15 protein-coding genes are annotated in these 23,132 nt (G+C 62.3%); 9 read left to right on the forward strand and 6 right to left on the reverse strand.

Features of this window, described 5'->3' with window-relative positions:
• Nucleotides 1-48: 48 nt before the first annotated feature.
• Nucleotides 49-888 (reverse strand): hypothetical protein, encoded by an 840-nt coding sequence (locus tag ACTHN9_RS15350; protein WP_440537627.1) that lies wholly within the window; start codon nucleotides 886-888, stop codon nucleotides 49-51.
• A 317-nt stretch (nucleotides 889-1,205) separates the two neighbouring features.
• On the opposite strand from ACTHN9_RS15350, the gene ACTHN9_RS15355 reads away from it, so the two are divergent.
• The gene (locus ACTHN9_RS15355) at nucleotides 1,206-3,368 is read left to right on the forward strand and encodes a hypothetical protein (protein WP_440537628.1); all 2,163 of its coding nucleotides are present in this window, start codon (nucleotides 1,206-1,208) and stop codon (nucleotides 3,366-3,368) included.
• Between the two features lie 127 nt (nucleotides 3,369-3,495).
• Nucleotides 3,496-3,873, forward strand: coding sequence for a hypothetical protein (locus ACTHN9_RS15360; RefSeq protein WP_440537629.1), 378 nt, complete (start codon nucleotides 3,496-3,498; stop codon nucleotides 3,871-3,873).
• 36 nt (nucleotides 3,874-3,909) lie between these two features.
• Here ACTHN9_RS15360 and ACTHN9_RS15365 read toward each other — a convergent pair whose 3' ends face one another.
• Nucleotides 3,910-6,633, reverse strand: coding sequence for a PAS domain-containing protein (locus ACTHN9_RS15365; RefSeq protein WP_440537630.1), 2,724 nt, complete (start codon nucleotides 6,631-6,633; stop codon nucleotides 3,910-3,912).
• A gap of 259 nt (nucleotides 6,634-6,892) precedes the next feature.
• Entirely contained in the window at nucleotides 6,893-7,069 is a 177-nt protein-coding gene (locus tag ACTHN9_RS15370; protein ID WP_440537631.1) for a hypothetical protein, read from the reverse strand.
• A 370-nt stretch (nucleotides 7,070-7,439) separates the two neighbouring features.
• On the opposite strand from ACTHN9_RS15370, the gene ACTHN9_RS15375 reads away from it, so the two are divergent.
• Nucleotides 7,440-10,358 carry an autotransporter domain-containing protein gene (locus ACTHN9_RS15375; protein WP_440537632.1) on the forward strand — a complete coding sequence of 973 codons (2,919 nt, stop codon included), beginning with the start codon at nucleotides 7,440-7,442 and terminating at the stop codon, nucleotides 10,356-10,358.
• A gap of 58 nt (nucleotides 10,359-10,416) precedes the next feature.
• On the opposite strand, the gene ACTHN9_RS15380 is transcribed toward ACTHN9_RS15375, so the two are convergent.
• Nucleotides 10,417-11,634 carry an autotransporter strand-loop-strand O-heptosyltransferase gene (locus tag ACTHN9_RS15380; RefSeq protein WP_440537633.1) on the reverse strand — a complete coding sequence of 406 codons (1,218 nt, stop codon included), beginning with the start codon at nucleotides 11,632-11,634 and terminating at the stop codon, nucleotides 10,417-10,419.
• 498 nt (nucleotides 11,635-12,132) lie between these two features.
• On the opposite strand from ACTHN9_RS15380, the gene ACTHN9_RS15385 reads away from it, so the two are divergent.
• From ACTHN9_RS15385 to ACTHN9_RS15400, 4 genes are read left to right on the forward strand one after another with little or no spacing between them, the layout of a single operon-like run.
• On the forward strand, nucleotides 12,133-13,206 hold the full coding sequence (locus ACTHN9_RS15385; protein WP_440537634.1) for a type III polyketide synthase: 1,074 nt from the start codon (nucleotides 12,133-12,135) through the stop codon (nucleotides 13,204-13,206).
• Nucleotides 13,207-13,232: 26 nt separating this feature from the next.
• A complete protein-coding gene (locus ACTHN9_RS15390; RefSeq protein WP_440537635.1) occupies nucleotides 13,233-14,162 on the forward strand; it encodes a polysaccharide deacetylase family protein in 930 nt (309 codons plus the stop codon).
• Nucleotides 14,163-14,176: 14 nt separating this feature from the next.
• On the forward strand, nucleotides 14,177-15,184 hold the full coding sequence (locus tag ACTHN9_RS15395) for an isopenicillin N synthase family dioxygenase (RefSeq protein ID WP_440537636.1): 1,008 nt from the start codon (nucleotides 14,177-14,179) through the stop codon (nucleotides 15,182-15,184).
• Nucleotides 15,185-15,193: 9 nt separating this feature from the next.
• A complete protein-coding gene (locus ACTHN9_RS15400; protein WP_440537637.1) occupies nucleotides 15,194-16,240 on the forward strand; it encodes a hypothetical protein in 1,047 nt (348 codons plus the stop codon).
• Between the two features lie 214 nt (nucleotides 16,241-16,454).
• On the opposite strand, the gene ACTHN9_RS15405 is transcribed toward ACTHN9_RS15400, so the two are convergent.
• Both ACTHN9_RS15405 and ACTHN9_RS15410 read right to left on the reverse strand, forming a co-directional pair.
• Entirely contained in the window at nucleotides 16,455-17,855 is a 1,401-nt protein-coding gene (locus ACTHN9_RS15405; RefSeq protein ID WP_440537638.1) for a hypothetical protein, read from the reverse strand.
• A 167-nt stretch (nucleotides 17,856-18,022) separates the two neighbouring features.
• Nucleotides 18,023-18,949: a YopJ family acetyltransferase gene (locus ACTHN9_RS15410; protein ID WP_440537639.1), complete on the reverse strand. Its 927-nt coding sequence runs from the start codon at nucleotides 18,947-18,949 to the stop codon at nucleotides 18,023-18,025.
• A gap of 761 nt (nucleotides 18,950-19,710) precedes the next feature.
• Here ACTHN9_RS15410 and ACTHN9_RS15415 point away from each other — a divergent pair.
• Together ACTHN9_RS15415 and ACTHN9_RS15420 are read left to right on the forward strand one after the other, a co-directional pair.
• Nucleotides 19,711-20,178, forward strand: coding sequence for a hypothetical protein (locus tag ACTHN9_RS15415; RefSeq protein WP_440537640.1), 468 nt, complete (start codon nucleotides 19,711-19,713; stop codon nucleotides 20,176-20,178).
• 655 nt (nucleotides 20,179-20,833) lie between these two features.
• On the forward strand, nucleotides 20,834-22,978 hold the full coding sequence (locus ACTHN9_RS15420) for a hypothetical protein (protein ID WP_440537641.1): 2,145 nt from the start codon (nucleotides 20,834-20,836) through the stop codon (nucleotides 22,976-22,978).
• Nucleotides 22,979-23,132: the final 154 nt, after the last annotated feature.

A 23,132-nucleotide genomic window follows, 5' to 3' on the forward strand; every position in this document is an offset into this window, starting at 1 on the left:
CGCTCGGCGCAGGCAGGATTGCCTGACAGCCGAGCGGGCCGCTTAGGATTACTGCTTGTCGAGGCCGCCTTGCGCTGCCCAGTCGAAGTCGTTCACACCCGCAATGCCGTCGGAACCCGCCACGTCGTGCGTTTCGAGACGGTTATAGGCATCCGGGTTTGCAAGCATGAACTTCGCCGCTTGCGACACCGCCGGGGGCGTGCCCGCCGCCGGGTTGAAGGCCAGTTGGTAGAGCTTGCTCGGCGTGAGGGTAGCGACCGAGTGCTCGTGCATGAACGCGGCAAGCGCACCCGCGGCGCCATCGACCCCGCCGGCAAACGCGGCTTGGCCGCTGGCGGATGCACCGGTTTGCGCACCGGCCGAAGCGGACAAGCCGCCTTGAGCCGCCCAATCGAAGTCGTTCACCCCGGCGATGCCGTCCGAGCCCGCCACGTCGTGCGTTTCGATCTGATTGAACGTATCGGGGTTTTGCAGCATGAACTTGGCAGCCTGCGACACTTCCGGCGGCGTGCCGGCGTCCGGCTTAAAGGCCATCTGATAAAGCTGGTCCGGGTTCACCGTGGTGACGTTGTGCTCGTGCATGTACGCGGCCAGCGCGCCGGCAGCGCTCTGCGCGGTCATGCTCGGGGCTGCCGGTTGCGCCGCATCGGCGCCTTGGGCGCCCTGTGCCGGGGCACCGGCGTCGGATGCGCTCGTGTCGGGAGCGGAATCGATCTTCGACAAATTGCCCAGCACCGATTGCAGCATTTTCTCGAGCGATGTGAAAGCCGACGTGTAAAGCGCCTCATAGTCGGCGACGAGCCCATCTTTGCTGGACGACGATTGGGATGGAGGAGCGCCGAGCGGATCGGTGTTGACTTGGCTATTGCTGGAAACATTCACGTTCATGAGGGCCTCGATGGTGGATGTGGCCGTCACGTGCGCGCACGGCCGGCCTTTCGCGGGAGCAGCGCGATGGATCCACATTCGCCCGAGTCGTGGGCGAACGCGTCGCTCTATCGGGACGATAGCGGCACGCACCGATGCGCCCCGCCCCTTCCGGCGAAAACCCCTTGCCAACGACGAATCGTCGCCGGCGCTAAAACGCCGACCTCACGCCGACCTCAAGTACGCGAACGCATTCGCTACTCATTCGTTTCGCTCGCACGTTACGAAATTCGCCCAGTGCCAACAGCGCGCTGGCCTAGTCGTTCGATACTGCCCGCATGTCGAATAATCGAATCGGCCGCGCGCGCGCCACTCCGTCCGGAAACCCGAGTGACGCATCGTCATCCGGCACGCCCCCGCCGGCGGCGGCCGGCCGCTCTGGAGCGGGCCAACCGAACGCACCGGCGCGCTCCGAGGCATTGAACCGATTGCCAGGGCGTCGAGCCGCTACCGCCTCTTCCGCATCGGAGCGCCGTGCCCGTACCGCGACGCTGCCTGGCCAGCGTACGGTCGCGCCGAGCGAGCAAGCCCAAATCGCAGGATTCGCAGCAGCGGTCGATACCGCGCAGCGGCACGGCCGTCAGTGGTTCGCCCGCACGGCCACCGACACGCCGATCGATGACCGAACGACGCTCGCCCTCGCCGGCGAAGTCGTCCCCCATTTGCACAACGGTTTGAGTGCGCTCGACAGCGCGCGCTCGCTCAATTGCGAGCCGCCTGAAGGATACGAAACCGTCAAGGCGCAGTTGAACCGGTATTTGCTGCTAGCGGCAAAATCCGCCGTCCTGGCGCTGTTCAATCAAGTTCAGCAATGGACGATCACCGGCGTAGACATCGGCAGCGTTCCGGTGTCGTCCGACGAGCGAAGCGAAGGGAACGTGCCCGCCCGTCGCAACACTGCCGGCCCCTCGCACGCGCAGGCCAGTTCGCCACAGCCTGCCTCGCAAGTCCTCCCAAACGAACCCGAGCTGCGGACAGTGTCCGACGCACGTACGATCCTCGCCGGGTACGAACAAATCGTGGACGCCCATCGTGCCCGGCTGGCTGAAGCCGGCCCTCACGATCCGATGCACGACTTGGCCCGCCTCTCGAAGCAAGTCGCTCAGGCCGTCACGCGCGACTTGAATCAGCTGAGCGTCGAACTTCATCTCGAGCGCTTCGAATCGTTGTTGCCGCTCGATGCCGTCATGGAGCGCATGAATGCGCGTTCGATCCATGCGATCGGCGACAACCCCGCCGTGCAGGCAGCGTTCGATGTCATCGATCAGGCGCATGAGGTCGACGCCAAACAACTGAGCAATGCAAAAGTAGTGGCATCGGCCCACTTGGACGGCGTCGATGCGCTGAGCGAACAGCTATGCGTCGAAGCAGCCGCCCGAATCGATGCGAACGACGACTCGCCGCTGTGGCGCTGTGCGCTCGATGCGGCCGCCGCCCTTCAGACATACGGATCGTTCTTACGCCAGGTGAGCGACGAGGCGCGTCCCGGCGTGGCGGCATCGGCATCGGCATCGGGAACACCAGCCGATGCGGCTGCCGCACAACGAACGCCCGAGACCGAACAGGCGCCCGGCGCATCGTCCAGCGCTTCGGGCCGGGAACGCGAAGCGGCCGCGACACCGCGCCAACGCACCCGAGCGCCGGCAACGGCCACCGCTGTTTCGCACGCCGCCGCCGAGTTCGGCGCGATGCGCATTCAACCTGCGCCCGCCCAAGAACCGGATACGGCCCAGGCACCGAGAATCCGCTACCGGGATCTCGCGCGCAGCGTCGATGGCGATGTCATAGCGATCGCACGTGCGCTCGGCAAAGACTCGAGCACACTCGAGCAGTTGCGCGATCCGTCGTTCGATCCGATCGAATCCGCCCAGTACGCTCGCAATGCCGTGCAAAGCTGGCTAGGCGACATCGACAACGTGCGTAAGACATTGCGGCGCGCCACGACCGGCGCATCCGCCAACCCGGCACGGGCTGACCAACTGACCGACCGCCTCGATGCGTTGACGACGATACACCAGCATATCGCCGCGGTGGAATCGGACGCACTCAAAGCGGTGCCGTGTCCGAAAGCCAAGCACGTGAAACGCTTGTTGCAACTGAATCAAGTCGAGCACGTCGGTGCTCCGGTTCGGCTGCCGTCCGCCGGCGATGTGGGAGACAGGGGGACGCTCTTCGAAATGGCGATCCAGCCGAAACCGCTTGCGAGCGGCGATGCGGCGCGCCCGCTATTCGTCCATTTGCACACGGCCGAACTCATGGATCCTTCTACCGCGCGTACGGTGCCGTTCCGAAAGCTGACCGCCGTCCACGTCAAGACCGAAGCCCATCGCCGGCTCGGCGCCCGCTGGGAACAAATGGCGAACGCGCTGGGATCCGTGCATCGCGGCAAAATCGATGCGGCCTTGCTCGGCCAGCTTCGCGCATTCGCGCGTACGGCATGAATCGCGTTCGACGCGAACCTAAGGAAGTCCTGACAAGAAAATCCGCACGGACTGACTTCAAACCCGCCGAAACCCGTGTAATAGTGCGCGCCGGCGACGCGTGCCGCCGTCTCGATGGAATATAGCCGTGGAAAAAATAATCGAAGAGCCGCTATTCGTTTTGAATCGAGTGGTGGTGGTCGTGTTGCCGAAAGCGCCGCTGATCGACTGGCTGAATCAAGCCAGCTTGGGCGGGCGCCCTCCCGTCTCGCTAGAGGCCGCACGGGCCGACCCCAATACGTTTCTGATTCCCACTCACTCGGATGAATTCGAAGCGCCGGGCGCGCAGTGGCTCGAAGACAACTGGGAGACGCTGTTCGACCGCGTATTGCGCGATTGGAGCGAAGATACGACGCGATGGCCCCACGCACGAACGAAGGCACTGTTCGAGCAATGGTGCGAGGTCAAAACCTACTCGGTCGTGTTCGACTGCTCGACGCAAGCGCTGCAATACAGCGAGGCATAATAAGCGCGGCCATCCTTGACTTCGGCACCGCGCTCCCTAAGCGCGCTCGGCCACGCGGGCAACCGCGGCCCCTTCGTCTTGCCCGATCGGCAGTTCGACCTTGATCGTCGTGCCCTTACCCGGCGCACTCGCGATGTCGATTTTGCCGCCGAGCATCAGCATCCGCTCCTTCATGCCGGCTAGGCCGAACGATCGCTTGCGCGTCGCCACCGGATCGAATCCGCAGCCGTCGTCGCGCACCTGCAGCAGACAATCGTCGCCGACACGCTCGAGCGTCACGCATACATGGCGGGCCTGCGCGTGCCGCGCGACGTTCGTCAGCGATTCCTGAACGATACGGAACAGCGCGATCGCGCGCTCCTCGGCCAGCGGTAGCGTCTCGTCGGGCACCGATAGCGAATAGCCGATCTGCGTGCCGCGCGAGAATTCCGCGGTCAGCCATTCGAGGGCGGCCGCGATGCCGGCGTCGAGCGCGCCGGGACGCAACGAGGACACCGCGTTGCGGACGACTTGCATCGTTTGGTCCGCCAACTCCAACAACTTTTGTACGTGCTCGGTCAGCTCGGGATTATCCGGTCCGAATCGAATGCGAAGGGTCGACGCCCCCATGCGCAGGGCTGTCAACTGCTGCCCGAGTTCGTCGTGCAACTCGCGCGCAATGCGCTTTCGCTCTTCCTCGCGCGCGGTCTCGCGCCGCGAAGTGAGTTCGCGCAGGATGTCGTACGACTCGCGCAATCGCTGCTCGACTTCCTTGCGGTCGGAGATATCGCGCCAAATCGTGAGCCCGCTCTGCACCTGTCCGTTGGCGTCATACTCCGGCACGATCTGGATCGACCAGCATTGCGGCTTGATCGGGCTGTCCCAGTTCAGTTCGAACTTCGCCGCGATGCCGGTCCTCATGACGGCCCTCAACTTATCGCGGAATCGACGCGAGATCGCCGCGGGAGAATGCAGCACCTTTCCGGCTTTCTGGCCGAGCAGCGTCGCCGCATCGAGCCCGCACACGCGCTCGAATTCCGGATTGACATAAATCCGACGGCACTCGTGATCGTATCGAATGATCGGGTCCGGTGCGTTTTCGGCTAAGGTCCGAAACGCGCGCTCGCTATCGCGAAGCGCCGTTTCCATCGCTCGCAGCCACGTGATGTCGCGCGCGACACCGAGTACGCTGACGACCCGTCCTTCGGAATCGTGCTCGGGAATATGCCGAAGCTCGAACACCCGTGCTCCGAATTCGGAATAGCAGCGCGCCTCGGACTCGTTCGAGACGCCCTCCGCGAAGGCACGTTCGAGGCCAGTGCGAATACTGGCGGCCAGCTCCGCCGAACCGGCGATTTCCAGCGTGCCCAGCTCCTTCCCAACGATCGCGTCCTGTGCGAGTCCGAATGCCTTCGTTACCGCCGGATTCACGTACAAATACCGGCCCTGCGCATCGAAGCGGCCGATCATATCGGGGAAATTTTCCGTCAACGTGCGGAACAACTGCTCGCTGCGCTTCAGATCGTCGACGTCGCGGCTAATCGCAAGCACGCTCGCGACTTCCCCGCTCGGCGAGAACTCCGGAACGATGCGGATGTGCCCCCAACGAATGCGCCCGGACGCATCGCGCAGGCGCACCTCTTCGGTGACTTCCTGACGCGTTTCCACCACCGTGCGCAAACGGTTCATGTAATGCACGGGGTCGACGAACGCGCCCGTTTCCGTCGGTGTTTTTCCGACCACGTCCTCTTTCGTGAGCGCGCGCAATGCCGGATTCGCGTAGATGCGCCGGAAGCTCAGATCGTAACGGGCGATGAAATCGGGCGAGTGCTCCACCACGGCGCGAAACGCTTGCTCGCTCGCATGCAGCCGATCTTCCGCCAGCTTACGTTCGGTGACATCGCGCCCGAGTGCCAGCGCGCCGATCGTGACACCGTATAACGTGCGCTCGGGGAAGATTCGGATGTGGTGGCAGCGGGGGCCGTTGCCCGAGTCGGGCAGCGTCAGTTCGATCTCGCTTGGGATCCCGGTGTCGATCGTCTGCTGCAGCAACGCTTGATACGGTGCCAAACGCAAATCGGGTTGGTGCTCGTTCGGCGTCTGGCCCAATAGATTCTGCAGCGGCCGGCGCATGAGCGCCGTGAGCCCCGAATTCGCATACACGAGGCGGCACGCGCGATCGTATCGGCAGATGATGTCCGAGCTGCTCTCCGCCAGGCTTTGAAACTGCCCTTCGAGTTCGCGCCGAATAGCCTCGAAGGAGACGGTGCGTTTATGGGCCGTGAGATCGCGCGCGACGCCGAGCATGCGGCGAACTTGGCCCGAGGTGTCGCACAACGGCAGCAAGACCGCGTGCACGTCGTGGCATCCGTCGGTCAGCGCGATCGTTCGTTCGTCTTCGCACGCGGCCCTCCGAGCCAGGCAGCGGCATGCGGCGCCGTAGATAAAATCGGCAAGATCGCTCAGCTTCGTTTCGTCGACAAATGCGCCGGCGAGTTCGGCCGCGTGCGCGCCGAACCACTGCGCGCACGCGGGGTTAACCCGCAAGAATCGCAACCGCCCGCTCGGCGTCGGCTCGAGCAGGAATAGCACATCGCCCGAATGCTCGAAGAGTAGATCGAAGCGATGCTCCGTTTCGAGCAATGCGTCGCTGTTGGAAGAAAGGCGCTCGTCGCGCTGAGCCAACTGCCGTTCGAGCGCCTGCAGCGCCTCGCGCAGGGCATCGTTCTCCCGCCGCAGCGCTTGCACATCGTTTAGCGATTCGCTCGAAGCATGTTTCATGCGTTACCTGCAAAGTTCAGCCTGCCGCGCATCGGACCGCGCGGCTAAAACAGGACTGCAGAAACGATACCATGATCGCTCAGACGAGTCGTATTAATGTGTTTCATCGGATGTAACACCCATGCTTGCAAAGACGGCATGGCAAAGATCCGGCATTACAGGACAACTATTCGCGACCTAACGGATTCAAGACTCTAACCCATTAAGCGTTTCCTTCGTATTTGCGCTACTCGGGAAAACGCTTGAAAAAGTGAAGAGCTTAATCATCCTCGGGCAGGTACTGCGCCGGATGCGGTGCGAGCGGATATCCGCGCGGATCGAGGGCGACATCGGCGATACGCCTGCCTGCCTGCGCGACCTCTTGCACGCCGTACGCGCCCAAGGTCCGCGCCGTGCCGGTCCCGAGGATCTCTTGGCGCAATGGCGAGGCAGGCATGCGAGGGCTCCGAAGAACGCAATATGGGCTGGGGGCATCGGCAGCTTAGAGCCGTTGCCGGGCACACGTTCCGGCGGGCCGCGAAATCGCGTGGAGACGAGCGAAACCTCGCCGCGGCGACACCGGCCGTTCCTTTGCCTCGCGTGGATCCGCATTGGCGCGGGGCAAAACGCGGCGATGTCGCTTCCCGACCACATGAGCCGCCGCAATCGCCACAGGCAGCGTATTCGCTTGAACATTCGGCATATGATTTGCACCATAAGCGCAAGCAGACGCCCCTTGACCGGTCAGCACGAGGTCTTCGCTGCGCAGCAGCAGCCCATACCCCGTCTGCTATTACCGAGCACGTCGACGCTTGGGGGTGCCGAACATGAAACCGCTATTCGCTCGTCGCAAGCACGGTTCGTTTCGGTCCGGCCGAAAACGCCGGACGTGTTCGAAGCTGCAGGCCTTGATGCTCGCCACGCTCGCCGCCCGTGGATTCATGCAACCCGCCTTCGGCCAATACACTTGCCCCGCTTCGTGTAACGGCCTCACGCTCAACACCGGCACGCAGTCCGTCAACTCAGGCGGCATCGCATCCGGCACCACGCTGAACAACGCCGCGCAGCAAGGCGTATTCGCAGGCGGCGTGGCCAGCGCCACCACCGTCAACGGCAGCGGCGGGCAGTTCGTGTTGGGCGGCACCGCCATCGATACCACGATCAACGGATCCGGTTTTCAAGAGGTGGATAGCGGCACCGCAAGTTCGGTAACGGTGAACGCCGGCGCCTCGCAAGTCGTTTCCGGTGGGAGCGTTAGCAGCACGACCCTCAACGGCGGCTATCAAGAAATCGACGGTGGAGCGGCAACGGGTACCGTTGTCAGCAATGGGGGCTTTCAAAACGTGGTCGGCGGCTCCGCGGCGCAGACCACGATCTACGGCGGGCTGCAGGCCATCAACGGAGGAACGGCAACGGGTACCGTCGTCAGCGGGGGCACCGCCGAGCAGGACATTTACTCGGGCTCGGCCGTGAATACGACGGTGGATGGCGGAACCCAGTTCGTCTATTCGGGCACCGTCGCCAGCGCCTCGCGGCTGCGCGCCGGCGGCACGCAAAACGTCTCGTCGGGCGGGACCGCCGTCAATACCGTCGTTTTGAATTCAGGGGTTCAGTCGGTGTACGACGGCGGCATAGCCTCGGGAACGACCATCAGCAGCGGCGGTACGCAAAATGTGTTTGCCGGGGGCAGCGTCGTCGATTCGGTCGTGCTCGGTTCCGGCGTCCAGTCGGTCTTTTCGGGCGGCATTGCCGCGAACACCACGGTCAGCAGCGGCGGCACTCAGCAGGTGTTCTCCGGCGGTACGGCGAGCGCGACGACATTGGGTAACGCCGGCAACCAAATCGTCTCCAACGGCGGCCAAACGATCGGTGCGACGGTCAATTCGGGCGGCGTGCAAACCGTTTCGTCCGGTGGCACCGCGAGCGCTACAACGGTCGCCAGCGGCGGTAGTCAAACCGTCGATAGCGGCGGTCTCGCGACCGGAACCGCCGTCGGCTTGGGCGGCACGCAGAACGTCAACAACGGCGGCATGGTGTCCAGTACCGTCGTCGCCACGGGCGGCGCACAGAACGTCGCGTCGGGCGGCGTAGCCGTCAATACGGTCGTGTCGAGCGGCGGCGTCCAAACCGTATCGAGCGGCGGCACGGCCCAGCCTACCGTCGTGCGGCCGGGAGGGTCGGTCGTCAACGACGGCACCGTCGTCTTCAATGCGTCCGATGTCGCTTCGTTCGACGGCGCACTCACCGGTCAAGGCACCGTCCTACAGCAAGGCACCGGCACCACCGTCCTCACCGGCGACAACCACGCATTCGCCGGTACGACCACTGTGACATCGGGCAAGCTGCTGGTCGGCGATCTAGCCAATCCGAACGCGTCGTTGGGCGGCAATGTGACGGTCGCCTCGGCCGGGACGTTAGGCGGCCATGGCGCGATCGGCAACGACGTCGTCAACAACGGAACCGTGATACCGGGCGGCACGATCGGCACGCTGAGCATCGGCGGCAATTACACGCAGACACCGAACGGTGCGCTCGTGGTCGAAGTGAGTCCGACCTCCGGTTCGCAACTGAAGGTGAACGGCACCGCGACGCTAGGCGGCACGCTGCAAGTGCTGTACGATCCCGGCCGCTATGCCGCGCGCACTTATGCGATCCTCACGGCCAATGCGATCGACGGCAAGTTCGGTGCGCTATCGGCCGTGACCACGCCGGGTGCCGATCTGAATGGGCTCGTTCAATCGGTGGGCTATCGCGCCACCGAGGTCGACCTCTTGCTCGCGCAAAACGCGGCGACGGCAACCGCGACGATCGCGCCGCTCGACACCAGCATCTACACGGCCCTGGGATCGACGGCGATGCAAGGCGCGCTCGCGTTCGATCGCGTATTGCTCGGCCGCTTGGCGAGGGCACCCGCCGCCGCGCGTGGCGGCACGCATGACGGCACTTGGGCCGCGCTGACCGATGGCTACGCGCGGGCGGACGGCAGCGGTTCGGCGTCCTCGTTCGGCGCCCGCCGCGCGGGGTTGGCGGCCGGCTACGACCATCGCCTCGGCAACGCACTTGTCGGCGCTGCGATCGGCTATGAACACGACGACATGAGCGAGAGCACGACGCCGAGCACCGGCAGGCTCGACGCCCTGCGCCTCGCGGCCTACGGTCGCCGAATGTTCGGTGCGGTCGAGACCTCGGGCGTGTTCGGCTACAGCTTCGCTTGGGCGAAAGACAAGCGGCCGTTCGGCTCCGGCCCGAACGGCACGCCTGAAGGCAATCACTGGTTGCAATCGCTGAGCGGTACCGCCCAAGCGGGCATCCCGCTGGACATCGCCCGCGATACGGTGTTGGAACCTCACGCGGGACTGCATTGGGCCTGGCTGCACGGGCAAGCGTTCGCCGAAACGGGCGGCGGCGGGCAAGACCTAACCGTGGGCGCCGATACGGTACGAAGCGCGCAGCCCTATCTAGGACTCATGCTGATGCACGCATTCGGCACAAACGCTCAACCCGTCAACGTGTATATGGATGTGGAATACGCACGCGAATTGGCGAATCGAACGCGCACCGTGACGGTCTTCTCGCAAGACGGCACGGCGTTCGCCGCACCGGGTGCCCCGCTCGCGCATCGAATCGTGTCGCTCGGCGCCGGCGTGCATGCGCAGATCGGCTCGTCGTGGGCCGTCTCCGGCGATGCCACGACGCAATTGCGCGAAGGCTCGATGGTGCGGTTGCAGTTGGCTTACCGGTTCTGACCGACGGCCTGCCATGCGGGCGACATCGTGAGGTGGGGCCGCGGCCACAGCCGCGGCGTTACTGCCGGTGCAGCAGATTCGTAAACCCGGGAATCCGCTTCACCGCCGCTTTCACCTGCTCGGGCGTGATGAGCCTCGTACATTCGAATTGCCGCGGTGTCCCTTTGTGACGCGGGCACCAGAAAAAGTCTTGATGATCGAAACGCTCCCGCACATCGTTCCAACAGCTATTGCAGGCGTGATAGTTGATGACGCGAAACGGCGTAGCAAACTCATTCGTCGCGTGCGTGAATCCGCTGATCAAAACGGTGGGTGTGCCTGCAGCCCAAGCCAACCACGATAGGCCGCTCGACAAGCCGATGAACAAGCTCGCGTGACGCAACCAGCGCGCGCGTTCTTGGAGCGGCCGGTCGCCCGTCTCGTCTTCGGCGCCATAGGGAATGTGATTCCACACGTAGCCGGCGCCATGCGTCGGTTTTTGATCGATGCATACGACACGGTAGCCGTGCGCCTTCAAAAAGGCCACGATATCGCGCCAGCCCGTGGGGTGATTCCAGTATTTCGCCTGCGTGGAGCTTTGCACCGCTATCGCCACATAGGGCGCTTCGATCGGCCGGCCCTCGTCGGCCAGCGCCAAGCGCGGCGCCTCTTCCTCGGGATCGACGCCCAGAATGTAGGCGGCGGTTCGATGTAGCCCGACCAGCCGAAAATCGCAGGGCTGCCGCGTAAAGTCGGCGTCGTCGAAGTAAAGGCCGAGATTGTAGGTGGCGTAATAACGCTCGGGCCGAACCTCATCGTGGGTAATGAATTCGATGTCGGGATAGGCAGCGGCGAATAACGGAATCAGTTTGTCCGACATCGCACACGTTAGCCGGCATTCATGCACGCGTTGAAATTTCACGGCATAAGGGAGCCAACCTACCACGTCGCCGATTGTGCCCACCGGGAACTGGATTAAGACCTGCTGTCCCACTGCGTCGTAACGATGGACGAAAAACGGCGGATCGATCGGCGCGCCATTTCGGTGCCAAATCTCGATGCAAAAGCGCACGTAGTATTTCTTCGTGCTCATTACCACGCCTGCTTCCAATTCGGTTTCGAATAGCACGTTATCGGTTTCGATATCGCGCAACCGCACGCGCCAGCCGCCTGCGGGCACGGCGACGCGGCACCCATCGTTGAAATCGAAGCGGATGCCGTTCGGCCCAGCCTGGGTGGCAGCGCAGGCCGGTGCGGGGAAAGCGGGTTTCGGCGCCACACTGCCAGGGCTGGACACGCCAGGTTCGTGCGACGACGCGGCGGGCCCGCATTCGGAGCCGGCAACCGATTCTTCCGGCGCTGCGGATTGAGAGGGTGGAGAGCCGAGCATCGATTGGCGCTTTCAAGAAGCGGCCCCAGCCGCGATAAGGGTCGATTATCCGCCATCCGGCGCTGGGCGTTGCATCGGGGATTATGCTGGCTCCGCCATCACGTCTACGAGCCCCGTCCACAGCCGCTCCGGCCTGTGCAATCGCCCGGACCCGGAACGTCTTTCGGACAAAATGAATTTAATCTATATCAGCAAAATCGAAAATCAATATCGTTCGATTCCTAAAATCGTGTAAGAAAATTCTTAAAAGTACGCCGATTGGTACGCATTTCGCATATTTCCAAAAAAATCTGTAACTTTGTTTAATTGATCTACCGAATTCGCGTCGACTCCGATTAAATTCGCACCCCATACCCGGCACCAATCGAATTCATCAACCCTTCCACTCACGGAGCCAAAATCGGCATGCATATACTTTCCGTCGAATCGGCCTTCCCCGAGCACTACGTCGAAAAGCGGCAAATCGTCGATTTCGTGAAAGAGCGGCAGCGCTCCTTCGCCTCGCCAACCGAACTCTCTCGTTTGGAAAAACTTCACCAAAGCGTCGGCGTGCAAGGACGTCACTTCGCGTTGCCGCTGAGCGAGTATGAAACGCTGCGCGATATTCGACACAAGCACGCACGGCAGGTCCCGCTCGCGGCAGCGCTCGGCACGCAAGCCGTCACGCAAGCGCTGCAAGCCGCCGGCCTGGCGCCGTCTCAGATCGATCACTTCATGTTTGCGTCGTCTTCGGTCATGAGTTGTCCCACCGTCGATGCGCACATCGTCGATACCTTGGCGATGCGAAGCGACATCAAGCGCACCCCTCTGCTTGGGCTGGGTTGCGCGGGCGGGCTCATCGGCTTGTCGCGCGCGGCCGATTATCTGTTCGCCTATCCGAACGAAGCCGTGATCGTCTGTGCGGTGGAGCTAACCAGTTTCGTGCTGCACTGGGAAGATTGCAGCATCAACGCGCAAGGCAATATCGGGCTGTTCGGCGACGCGAGCGCCGCAGCCGTCCTCGTCGGCGCCGAACATCCGCTCGCACTGGAGCGGCCCGACTTGCGCCCAACGATCGTCTCCTCTCGATCGGCGTATCTACGCGGCACGTGCGAGCTCGTGCATATCGATCCCGATGCGGACGGCCTGCATTTGACGATGGCGCACGATGTCGCCGACCGGATCGGCGCCAGCATCCGGCGAGAAGTCGAAACATTCCTCGCCGATCATCACATGACCCTGAGCGACATCGGATCCTGGATCTGTCACCCGGGCGGCCCGCAAACGATCGGCAAGATCAGCGAGGCACTCGATCTGCCCACGGCAACCACAGCGCTGATGCGCAGCACGCTCCAAGCCCGCGGCAACATCGCCAGCGCCAACATCCTCGTGCTCTTGCAAACCTACCTGCGCGAACATCGCCCCGCGCCCGGCACGTTCAGCGTCGCGCTGACCTATGGGCCGGGGTTCGCCTACGAGTTCGTCCTGCTGCGCTGGTAACGATCCCTATCCATGCCTATCGCGCCATGACCTTCAAGAACACGACGCCCACTCGCCCCTTGTACGACACACTCATTGCCTATCGTTGGCCCGACGGAAAACGATGCGCACTCGTCATCTCGATCGATGTCGATGAAGAAAGCCCATTCCTATGGCGTATGCGCGACAAGTCGGTCCGCAATATTGCCGAACTCGAAATGCGCCGTTTCGGCCTGCGCGTCGGCATCGCTCGCATCCTCGACGTGCTCGGACATCACGGCATTCGCGGCAGCTTCTTCGTCCCAGGGGCCGTCGCGTCGTCGAACCCGGGTTTGCTGTCCACGCTGCTCGCACACGGGCACGAGGTAGGCCTGCACGGCTATTTCCACGAACCCGTGGCCGAATTGAGCCCCGAGGCCAATGCGATGGTGCTCGAGCGCACGCTCGACGTCTTCAAAACGCAAATCGGACAGACACCGAAGGGATACCGCTCGCCGTGCTGGCAGTACACGGAGGAGATGCCGGGGCTCTTGCACGCCCATGGCATCGAGTACGACAGCTCGATGATGGGCTATGACCATCCCTACACGTTCGAAGGCCTGACGGAAATTCCGGTCAGTTGGGATAGCGACGATGCGGTTTCGATGCTCTTCGTCGGCGACGGCAGCGACGCGAGCGCGCCGTGGCCCGCCGGCAAAGTCGGGGCGCACTGGCTCGAGCAATGGCACTCGGCCTGCTCGCACGGCACCCTGATGACGATCACGTTGCATCCCTGGGTGTTCGGCTCCGCCGCCCGTATCGACATGCTGAACCGCTTTCTCGAGCGTGCGCTGGGGCCGGAGTCGAACGGCGACGGCGGCGTCTGGTGCGCCACGGCGCAGGAGATCGCCGACTATCACCGCGGCTCGATCAATCGCGAAACCTTCGCCGTTTCGATGGACGTTCCCCCCGTTCCACGCTCCGCATTTGCGTTCTAACCGAGGCTTGCTCAATGACACAGACAATGCATGCGATCGATTCGCGTCTATGCGCCGAAGGATCGGCGACGGACGAGATCGGCGTCATCGATTTCGGCCGCTTTCTAGACGGCACGCCGGACACGCGTCGGCAGACGGCGATCGCCATCTCCGAGGCGGCATCCACGATCGGCTTCTTCTACATCCGTAACCACGGCATTCCGGCCTCATTGACGAACAAGGCGTTTCATCAAATGGAACGCTTTTTCGCGCTGCCGGCGCAGCGCAAGATGCAGGTGCATATCGGCAAATCGAAGAACCATCGGGGCTACTTCGAAATCGGCAGGGAGAACTTCGATCCTTCGGTATACGAGCGCGGGGACTATAAGGAGGGTTTTCATATCGGCCGCGAACTGTCGCCGGCCGATCCCGAATTCGGGCTGCCGCTGCGGGGCGGCAATCAGTGGCCGGACGCGCTGCCGGAATTCAAGGAGGTCATGCTGGCCTATTCCGATGCTTGCCTCGAACTCGGCATCGCGTTGATGCGGGCGTTTGCGATCGCATTGGGCTTGCCCGAGCGGTTTTTCGATCGCTATTTCGACAAGCCTTTGCCCACGCTGCGGCCGCTTCGCTATCCGCCGCAAAGCGGCCGCATCGGCTACGAGCAGGTGGGATGCGGCGAGCACACGGATTTCGGCTGCTTGACGATCTTAGCCCAGGACAGCATCGGCGGCTTGCAGGTAAAAAATCGGCAGGGCAAATGGATCTCGGCCCCGGCGATCGAGCACGCTTTGCTTGTCAACGTGGGGGACATGCTAGCTCGCTGGTCAAACGATCGATTCGTGGCGACGCCGCATCGCGTCATCAATACCTCGGCCCAGGTGCGCTATTCCCTGCCGTTTTTCGTCGATCCGAACTTCGATACCGATCTAACGGTGCTGCCTACCTGCACGAGCGAAGCGAACCCCGCGCGCCATGCACCGACTACCGCGGGCCGATATTTTCTCGACCGCATCGATTCCACGTTCAGCTATCAACCGTGAGGTGCCGCCATGCTGCTCAATTGCATGGGAGACATCGCTCTCCACTACGACCCCTCGAACCGGCGAGTACGTCAAATTGCCACCGAGTACGTGACCGACCCGGCAACGCTGCATCGCGTGCTCGCTCGAGCCGATGCGTTCGCGAGCGGGCACGGTGCCACGCGCATCGTCATACGCGCGCTGACGCACGAGTCTTGCCTGCCCTCTGCGATGGCCGTGGCGACGTCGCGTCGCTACCGGGTCGAGTCGGTCATTCCCACCGGCAGCGCGTTCGCCGATTATGCGTTCGTCACCTACGGCCGCAATTTCGGCTGTCGGTACAGCAAGCCCGGCGTCATCCTGCAACAGCAGCAGATGCTGTTCGAGGTCCGCTCGCGTCCGGCACACCGTAGCGAAGCGTCCATTCTGAGCGAAGCGCGGGCGGCCGGTTTCACCATCGAGCGCCTACAGGGCGTGCCGTCCGAGGCGGATCGGCGCGACATGGTCGCCATGATCTGTTCTTCGTTGGATGAAGATTCGTCGCAGGTGGATGTCGAACTCGATGCGCTGCTCACCGGCGTCGACACGTACACGGTGGTGGCGTTGAGATCGATTCGCACGGGACGCTTGCACAGCCTGTGCGTTTCCGAGCGTAAGGATGTCCCGATGTGCGACGGCCGTACGCTGCGTCTCGCGGAAAAGGCGTGGGCCGTCAAACATCATGGAGCGGATGGAACAAAGGCGCGTGGCTTGAGCATCCTGCTGCATTTGGCGCTACAGGCCGACGCCTATCAGCACGGCACCCATGTACTGTTCGCGGAGAGCCGGTCGTCGCTGATCGCCATCAACCGGATCAATCACTGCATCGGCATGACGGCCGGCGGCATGCTGGAAAAGCATGTGGAGATCGGCGGCGAGGAAGATATCGTCGAAGGCATGACCGATAATCACTCCGCCTATCGCAACATGAATGTGTGGTTCATCCGATACGACGAACTGCGAGAAGCCGGGCCTCGCCTATCGCGGCTGTTTCAATCTGCGGCGGCAGGCGGTGCGATGGCGGGTGCCATGAGTTAGAAGCCGGCGAAGTCCATCGTTCGGCGTCGAACGCTGCTCGGCGAACGGCCCCGTGCCGCTTTTGCCGAGCGGACCCGGCACGCGTGGTCGACGCGAGCGCGGCAGCGGCCGGCTATCCGCCAACACGCGCGAGCTGAATCGAGAATTTCCCTCTGTTCCCATCAGGCCTAGCGGGGGAAGGACCTCCTTGCGATGGAGTGCGCAATCAATGGTTTTAGAAATCGTCGTCCGCAGCCAGCGCCGGATACGATCTCAACGGATAGCCCATCGGATCCGCTGCAACCTCGGCGATCCGTCCGGCTGCCCGTGCGACTTCGGGCGAACCGCTCGCTCCCAATGTCCGAGCCATATTCGTAGCGTGCATTGCGAGGGTGGCGGGGTCGACTTCGTTCATTGCGTGCGCCACGCTCTGCGCGAACTCGTCGGACAGGACTGATGCCGGCTCCAAGACCGCCTCGTCCGGGAATCGAAAATCTGGCCCGAGTTTTTTCATCTGGCGCCCAAGCTCTGCGTCCATTCGCCACTGGCGTTGTTGCTGTAACTCGCGCAACTGCGCATGGGCGTGAGCACCGGTTGTCCGATCGTAGTGGTAATCGACTACCGCGGGGTGCCCAGCGTGAGAAAGCGAGCCGTCTTCCGCAAGAATGGTCGAGGTCTTACCCCACGCATCCATGACGATGCCGTGTCCGCGATCGGATGTCTCTCCTCGCCACTCCACCCAATTGTGGCTTGGATTACTGCTGCCCATCACATAGACGTGTTCGCCTTCCTCCAGCTTGGCGGCATGCAGGAACCCCGCTACGTGGGCGTGCGTGCTGCACAGGCCGGCCTGCGCAGTCATCGCGGCGGCGACAGCCCGCACGGCAGGATCCAATGGCTCGCCGGAAGCCAATTTTTGCGGGATCGCTCGCCTCGCCAGGCGGCCCGCTTCCGTTCGCAGCGAACTCGTGCCGCCGCTATCGTTGATGTCGACGGACACGTTGCCGCGACCATATTTCAATGCGCGGCGTGTTTCCGAGACGGTTTGGTTCGCACGCCTGAGCTTTTCGAGCGTGGAACCATCCACAGGGCGGCCCAGTATGAGGCGGTCCACCAAGTAGCCGCCCAGTTGGCATTCGCCATCGGACAGCGCGGTGCGCGCAGCATGCGTCTCGTGCTCCGGCGAGGCGGCCGTATCGGCTACATACCCAGAGGACCACTGTGGCGCCGTGCCGTGCGATGGATGATAGGCATGGTCATGATATGCGTAGTCCCCCGATGGGGCGAAGCGTGCTGCGGCAGGGCTAGTTCGGCCCAATTCGCGCAATTCGCTAAGGTGGCCCTCGGACCCGCGCGGACTTTCCGTGGCGTGATCTGCCTCTCCTTCGGCGGCCGAATACTCACCGTCGTGCATATACCGGTGTTCGTAGCTTGTGCTAGGCTTTCCAATACAACCACCCATCTCTGCCCCGCGGAATAAATCGTTTCGCCATTTTCCAATATCGAATGGATCTCCCTCGCCACCGCGGCGAAAAAATCTGGCCCACGGCGAAAGGCACTCCGCATTATCGGAGCACTCCGATTCAAACATGTCGCATGACAGTGCGTCATACGATCGCCTACGCAAGTTCGCCAAAGCAGAAGGTGTTTAGCTGCGATTATGCTACACGGCGCGTCGCATGGAGAAAATGAGTCTTTTTAACGTTCCGTTCCAAAAGGGGCTCTCTTTCAGACAGATTCGGCCGATTTCTGTTCTCACACTTCTAGGAATTTTGAAGCCGCAGCCACTTGTTCCATGCGCCTTCAATCGTCGGAGTCCCGATTCATTTCCGATGCGGCATGTGAACGTCTGAACCAATCGGAAGCAACGTTCGCCGCTTCCGAAGCCATGCTTTCCACCTCGCCGTCGGGCGCATTCCGCGCATAAGCGCGAGCCCGTTCTACGTATTCAACGCGCTTCGTCTCGATCGAGGTGTTGACCTCTCGATTGAAATCCAACCGAAAATCACGATGTCTTTGCAAGCGCTGAGCCAACGTTTCCGCTCTTTTATTGACCGCTTCGCCAAGCAACTCGTTGCGTCGCCCGCCAAAAGCCTGCGCGACCGCCTTGTTCGACTGAGCGTGCTTGTAAAAGACCGCCGGCAAAATAGTGCTGGCTTCAATCATGCGGTACGGCCCAATCCACGAACACGCCTGGCTCGCAAGGAGGCCCCCTTGTCCCGTCGCGTGAGCGGCCACGTTCTCCCAATGTAATTGATCGAAAAAGCCGCGCTGAGCGAGCATCTTCGATGCCGAGTGCAGCGCAAACATCGCGCAGTCGAACTTGCTTTTTTGCGATCCTTGCATCAAAACGGACACCATCGAATAGGGCGGCAGTAACCGGGCCATGTCACCGAGGCAGCTCTCGAGCAGCTTTCGGGTCGACGAATGGTCGACCGGCTCGACGACCAAGATCGATACTGCATGACCGATGAGGCTGACATCTGCGGCAACGACGTGATCGCGGTTTTCTCTCAGTCTGAGAACCACACGGGCACGACCGAGTTCGCCATTGCAAATCGAAGCGCACAAGGCATGAACGCTTCCGACATACGAGACCGGCACATGCTCCATTCCGGCTCGGCGGCACTTGTCGGCGGATCGCTCGTTCTCGGCTTTGACAGCGACGGGCAAGAACGCATGATCGAGTTCCATGACAGAACCGTCCGGCGCCGCTTTCATCTCTTGCATCCCTAGCAAGCTCGAGCGAATCGATGCGAAATCTCGATCGATCGCTCGGCGGGGCGCCGAGCCGCCAGACTGGCCGCTGGAGAATCGAGTGGGGCTATCTTGGCTCAGGTCGCTCAGTTCGCTGAGTCGATCCTCGGCCCCTAGGGCATGTCTCGTGTCAGCGTCGGCCGCTGGGGAGGTGCCAAGCGGAGCGGTGTACCTTTGATCGACAGCATAATCCTGACCGTAGCTTCTGCTCGGCTTTCCGATACAACCGCCCATTTCATCCCCCAAGAATCAACCATCGCGTCATTTTCCCGATGAGATTCGGAAAACCGTCCCGACACGGCGAAAAAATCTGGCCTGCGACGAAGCGACGTTGAATTTCGCTATACCTAAATATCGACGGCCAAAGTTCCCGAAAATTAGCACCGAATAAATGATCGCTCTTCGCGCCTGGTCTATGACGCAGAAATCCAATGACCTCCCAGGACAACTGGTCAACGATCGTTTATGAAAATTCGTTGACGCAGAATGCGTTTCGCTCTAGCTCGATCATAGGGGGAGGCACGTGGTGACAATAGGTTATTTTATAGGAGACCGATATGGGCATTTGTTTTGGAAAGATGTCGTCAACCTCTGGTGTGCCGTCATACACCCCTTCCTCCGAGGCCCACCAAGCACGACAACTCCCGCCCTCGCCGCCGGCACGCCATTCGGAAGGAGGCGTTCTTTCCGGCCTACCCCGCCGAGGCCAACAGGCGGGCCCATCCCATCATCACGTGGCCGAGGCCGATACCGACTCCTACCGTAACGTGGTCGATTACTCTGCCAGAAAGGTCGATCGAAAAACCATTCGGGAGCGAGGCGAAACGCTTCAAACCTCCGCACTGACCGTATGCACCGGCGTCGCCGTCGGCGGCGTTTGCCGCGATGGCGACGGTAACGTGATCGCCTCCTCCGCCTCTGTCTTCCATGTTTTGCCTGGCGTACCGTCACCCGGCGTCGCCATTGCGCGCAAGGTGCAGGTGTTACGCGCCGCCGGCTATGAAGTCAATGCGGTCATCGCCGGTGGCGACCCGTCGACGCCGAACGGACGGGACGTACGAGAGGCGCTGGAAGGAATGCTCGATGGCATGCAAGTTCCGCTCGAAAGGGGTCCTCTTTCCGACGGATTTAAGTCTTACATTATCTCCGCGACGATTCAGGATGACGGGGAGGTCGGATTCGAAACCACCCGCGGTTATTGATGAAGATCGAAGAGAGGCGTGCCTACGCCTCTCGGCCACGCCCTTCCGATTCGTCGTTTTCGCCGCCCCCCCGCATCAATCCCGCTCGACACCGCTTACATCTACGCAAAGCCCATTTCGCGCTATCGAGTCATTCGAATTTCGATGCCCAACAATGGTGCAACGATTCGCTGAGACACCTCGATATTCGCCGGCTTTATCGGCTCGGCAATCACGACGACGATACGCTCGCCCTCGAATTTCGAAAACGTCGAAACCATCGACGAGAAGAGCAAATTACGAGGGCCACACCATGCGCTTTAGCCATTTATATAACGCGTCCAACGCGGGAAGCTCGCGGCGGTATGACAGCGATACGGGACGGGGGCATCGAACCTCCGAAAACACCGATTCTCCGGAGAGTTCACCGCCGTCATCGCCGGAGTCGGCCGGCGCACTCCAAGGGCTGAACGATCTTCAAATCGATCGGTCGCGCTCGAATAGTCGGCCCACTACCCAGCGCCGCGGCTTGGCATCGCGCATCTCGAGCCTGTTCGGCGGCAGTAAGCAGCCGGCGCCGGGCCCCGTTTCGTCAATGGTCGAGACCACCGTTCGCATCGACCGTGCGCGTGCTCCGCGACAGAAGCGCCTATCGGCCGCTGAGACAAAGCAGCAAATGATGAACGCGCTCGCTCAACTCATGCGAGGCGAAGCACTGGTGACTGTGCTCGACTCGCTGGACATCGAGGTGAAGCTGAACTTCAGCGTCAAGCGGACTGCGCTTACGGATGAGGGGCTCAATTTGGTGGCTTCGTACGGAAGCAACATAAGCCAAGCATTCGCTACCGCGCTGGCGCTTCCCACCGCTTCACGACGCGCCGATCTTTCGGCAACGATGATGAACAACCGCCATCGCGCCGGCAACCACCGCCAGTCTTCGGCGCCAAGCGAGAGCGAGACCCTCAATCACATGAGGAGCGCACTCGCTCAGCTGACGCAAGGGCTGTCGCTGGAGGAAATCGTCGACTCGCTGCCGCCCGATATCGCGGTCCGGTACTTTCGCATCGGAACAACCGCGTTGACTGACGATGGCCTCGCGTTGGCCGCTTCGCATGGAATGCTCCAACCGTTCCAAGACGCGCTGGCGCTTCCTACGGCTTCGCGGCGCCCCAGTATGTCGGCGTTAAAGTATGCGCACGCGAGGCGGTCCCGTCACCCCGAAAATGCCACCCAGCCGCCATCCCAGCCCGGCAGCGATCGTGCGGCGCAGCCACGAGCGCGAACCGCCGGCGCCAGACCGGCATCGATCAACGCCACGCCCTCGCAAACGCTGATGTCCGGCGGCTTCGTCAAAGCGTCCACCGCATTCTTGCGGCCCAATGCCACTATGGGCGATGTTGCTGCCGCAGCCGGAATCGGCGAGGACGCGCTGCGCACCTTCTTGATGGAGACTGGCCTCACTCAAAAGGGCCTCGACCTCGTCGGTCGGTGCGACCAGTCCACACAGGCGGCCGTCCTTTGGAACGTCCATCTAGGCACGACCCGCCGCGCGGAAGCCGACAACGATGCCGCGCAACCGACATCGCCGGCCCGATCCGAGGATCAAGTTGTATCGAGCCCGCATGCGCAGCCCGAAAGCCCCGACTTCTCCGGCCTTCCCGATTCGCAATGGTCCGGCTGGGCCCGTGATACGGGCACACCATATCAAGAAGTCATGGGTCCGCCGGGAACCCAGTTGCCGATTCATCCGAGCACGCCTAGCTGGGAGGTCGCCGGCTCGCCGGGGCCGGCGTTGTCGGCCGACTCTTCGCTGCTCGGTTCGCATTTTTCACACTGGCCGTCCTATCCCGATACGCGCGGACAAGAAGTCATGGGCCCGCCCGGCACCCAGTTGCCGGTTCATCCGAGCACGCCTAGCTGGCAGGTTACCGGCTCGCCGGGGCCCGCCTTGTCTGCCGACTCCTCTCTGCTCGGTTCACATTTTTCACATTGGCCGGCCTATCCCGCGACACCCGGCCCGGAAATCATGGGCCCGCCAGGATCGCCGCTGCCTGCCGACTCCAATACGACCTTCGGCAATCTCAGTTCGATCGGCCCCTACGGGTACCACGCCGCCTCGCCTTTAGATTTGAACGCGGACCCGGATGAAGTCGCGGGCCCTGAGGCACCGGTGCAGCCTTCCGCCTCGGATTCGACCTTCCGCAGTCTCGGATCGTTGGGCGCATCGACGCTGCGCGGCGACCTACAAGACGACGCACACAGCGGAACATGGACCTTCCAAAATCCGGCGGCTACACCGTATGGCTACGCCTATGGTCACGGCTACGATCCCTACGCCGCGGCATCGTCCGGTTGGCACCCGCAAGCGTCGCCGGCACACGGGCACGGTCTCGAGCTTGCGAATCTGCCCGTCGGCCCATTGCCGAGCATGACGCGTGAATCGTTTCTCGCGCAAGTCGACGCGCAGATGGGCCATGCCAGCGCCGATGGGCTCAACTGCTTGCTCGATTCGCTACTGCAACTCGTTCACAACACACGCCGCTGGACCCACTACGCGCCGCCCGGAATTTCTCGCGAAGTCAGCGCTTTACGAAACAGTCTCGTGAGGCTGGGGGAGGCAGATCCACACGGCTTCATCGATGCCGAAGGCGCCAATGTGCTCGCCGTGACGCTTGCCGCCAACTACCGCGTACGCATTCAATTCATCGAAGAGCAAGCGGATCTATCGTTGATCGTGCATCCCGTCTACGGCAATCAAGGCAGGCTCATTCATATCCTGCATACCCCGGGGCATTTCCAGCCGCTATGGCCTAAGCACTGAGCACGGGCTAAGAACCGAACGGGCATTCGCCACGCCGCGTAGAACATCTCTTTCATTTTTTTCGACCACCATGGACAGAATCAGAAACGCTTTCCGCTCTTCCTCGTCGCGACGCGCTGACGCCAACCCCGGTGAAGCGTCCGGTGCCGGAACG

The sequence above is a fragment of the Trinickia sp. genome, assembly GCF_051953405.1.
Lineage (GTDB): Bacteria > Pseudomonadota > Gammaproteobacteria > Burkholderiales > Burkholderiaceae > Trinickia.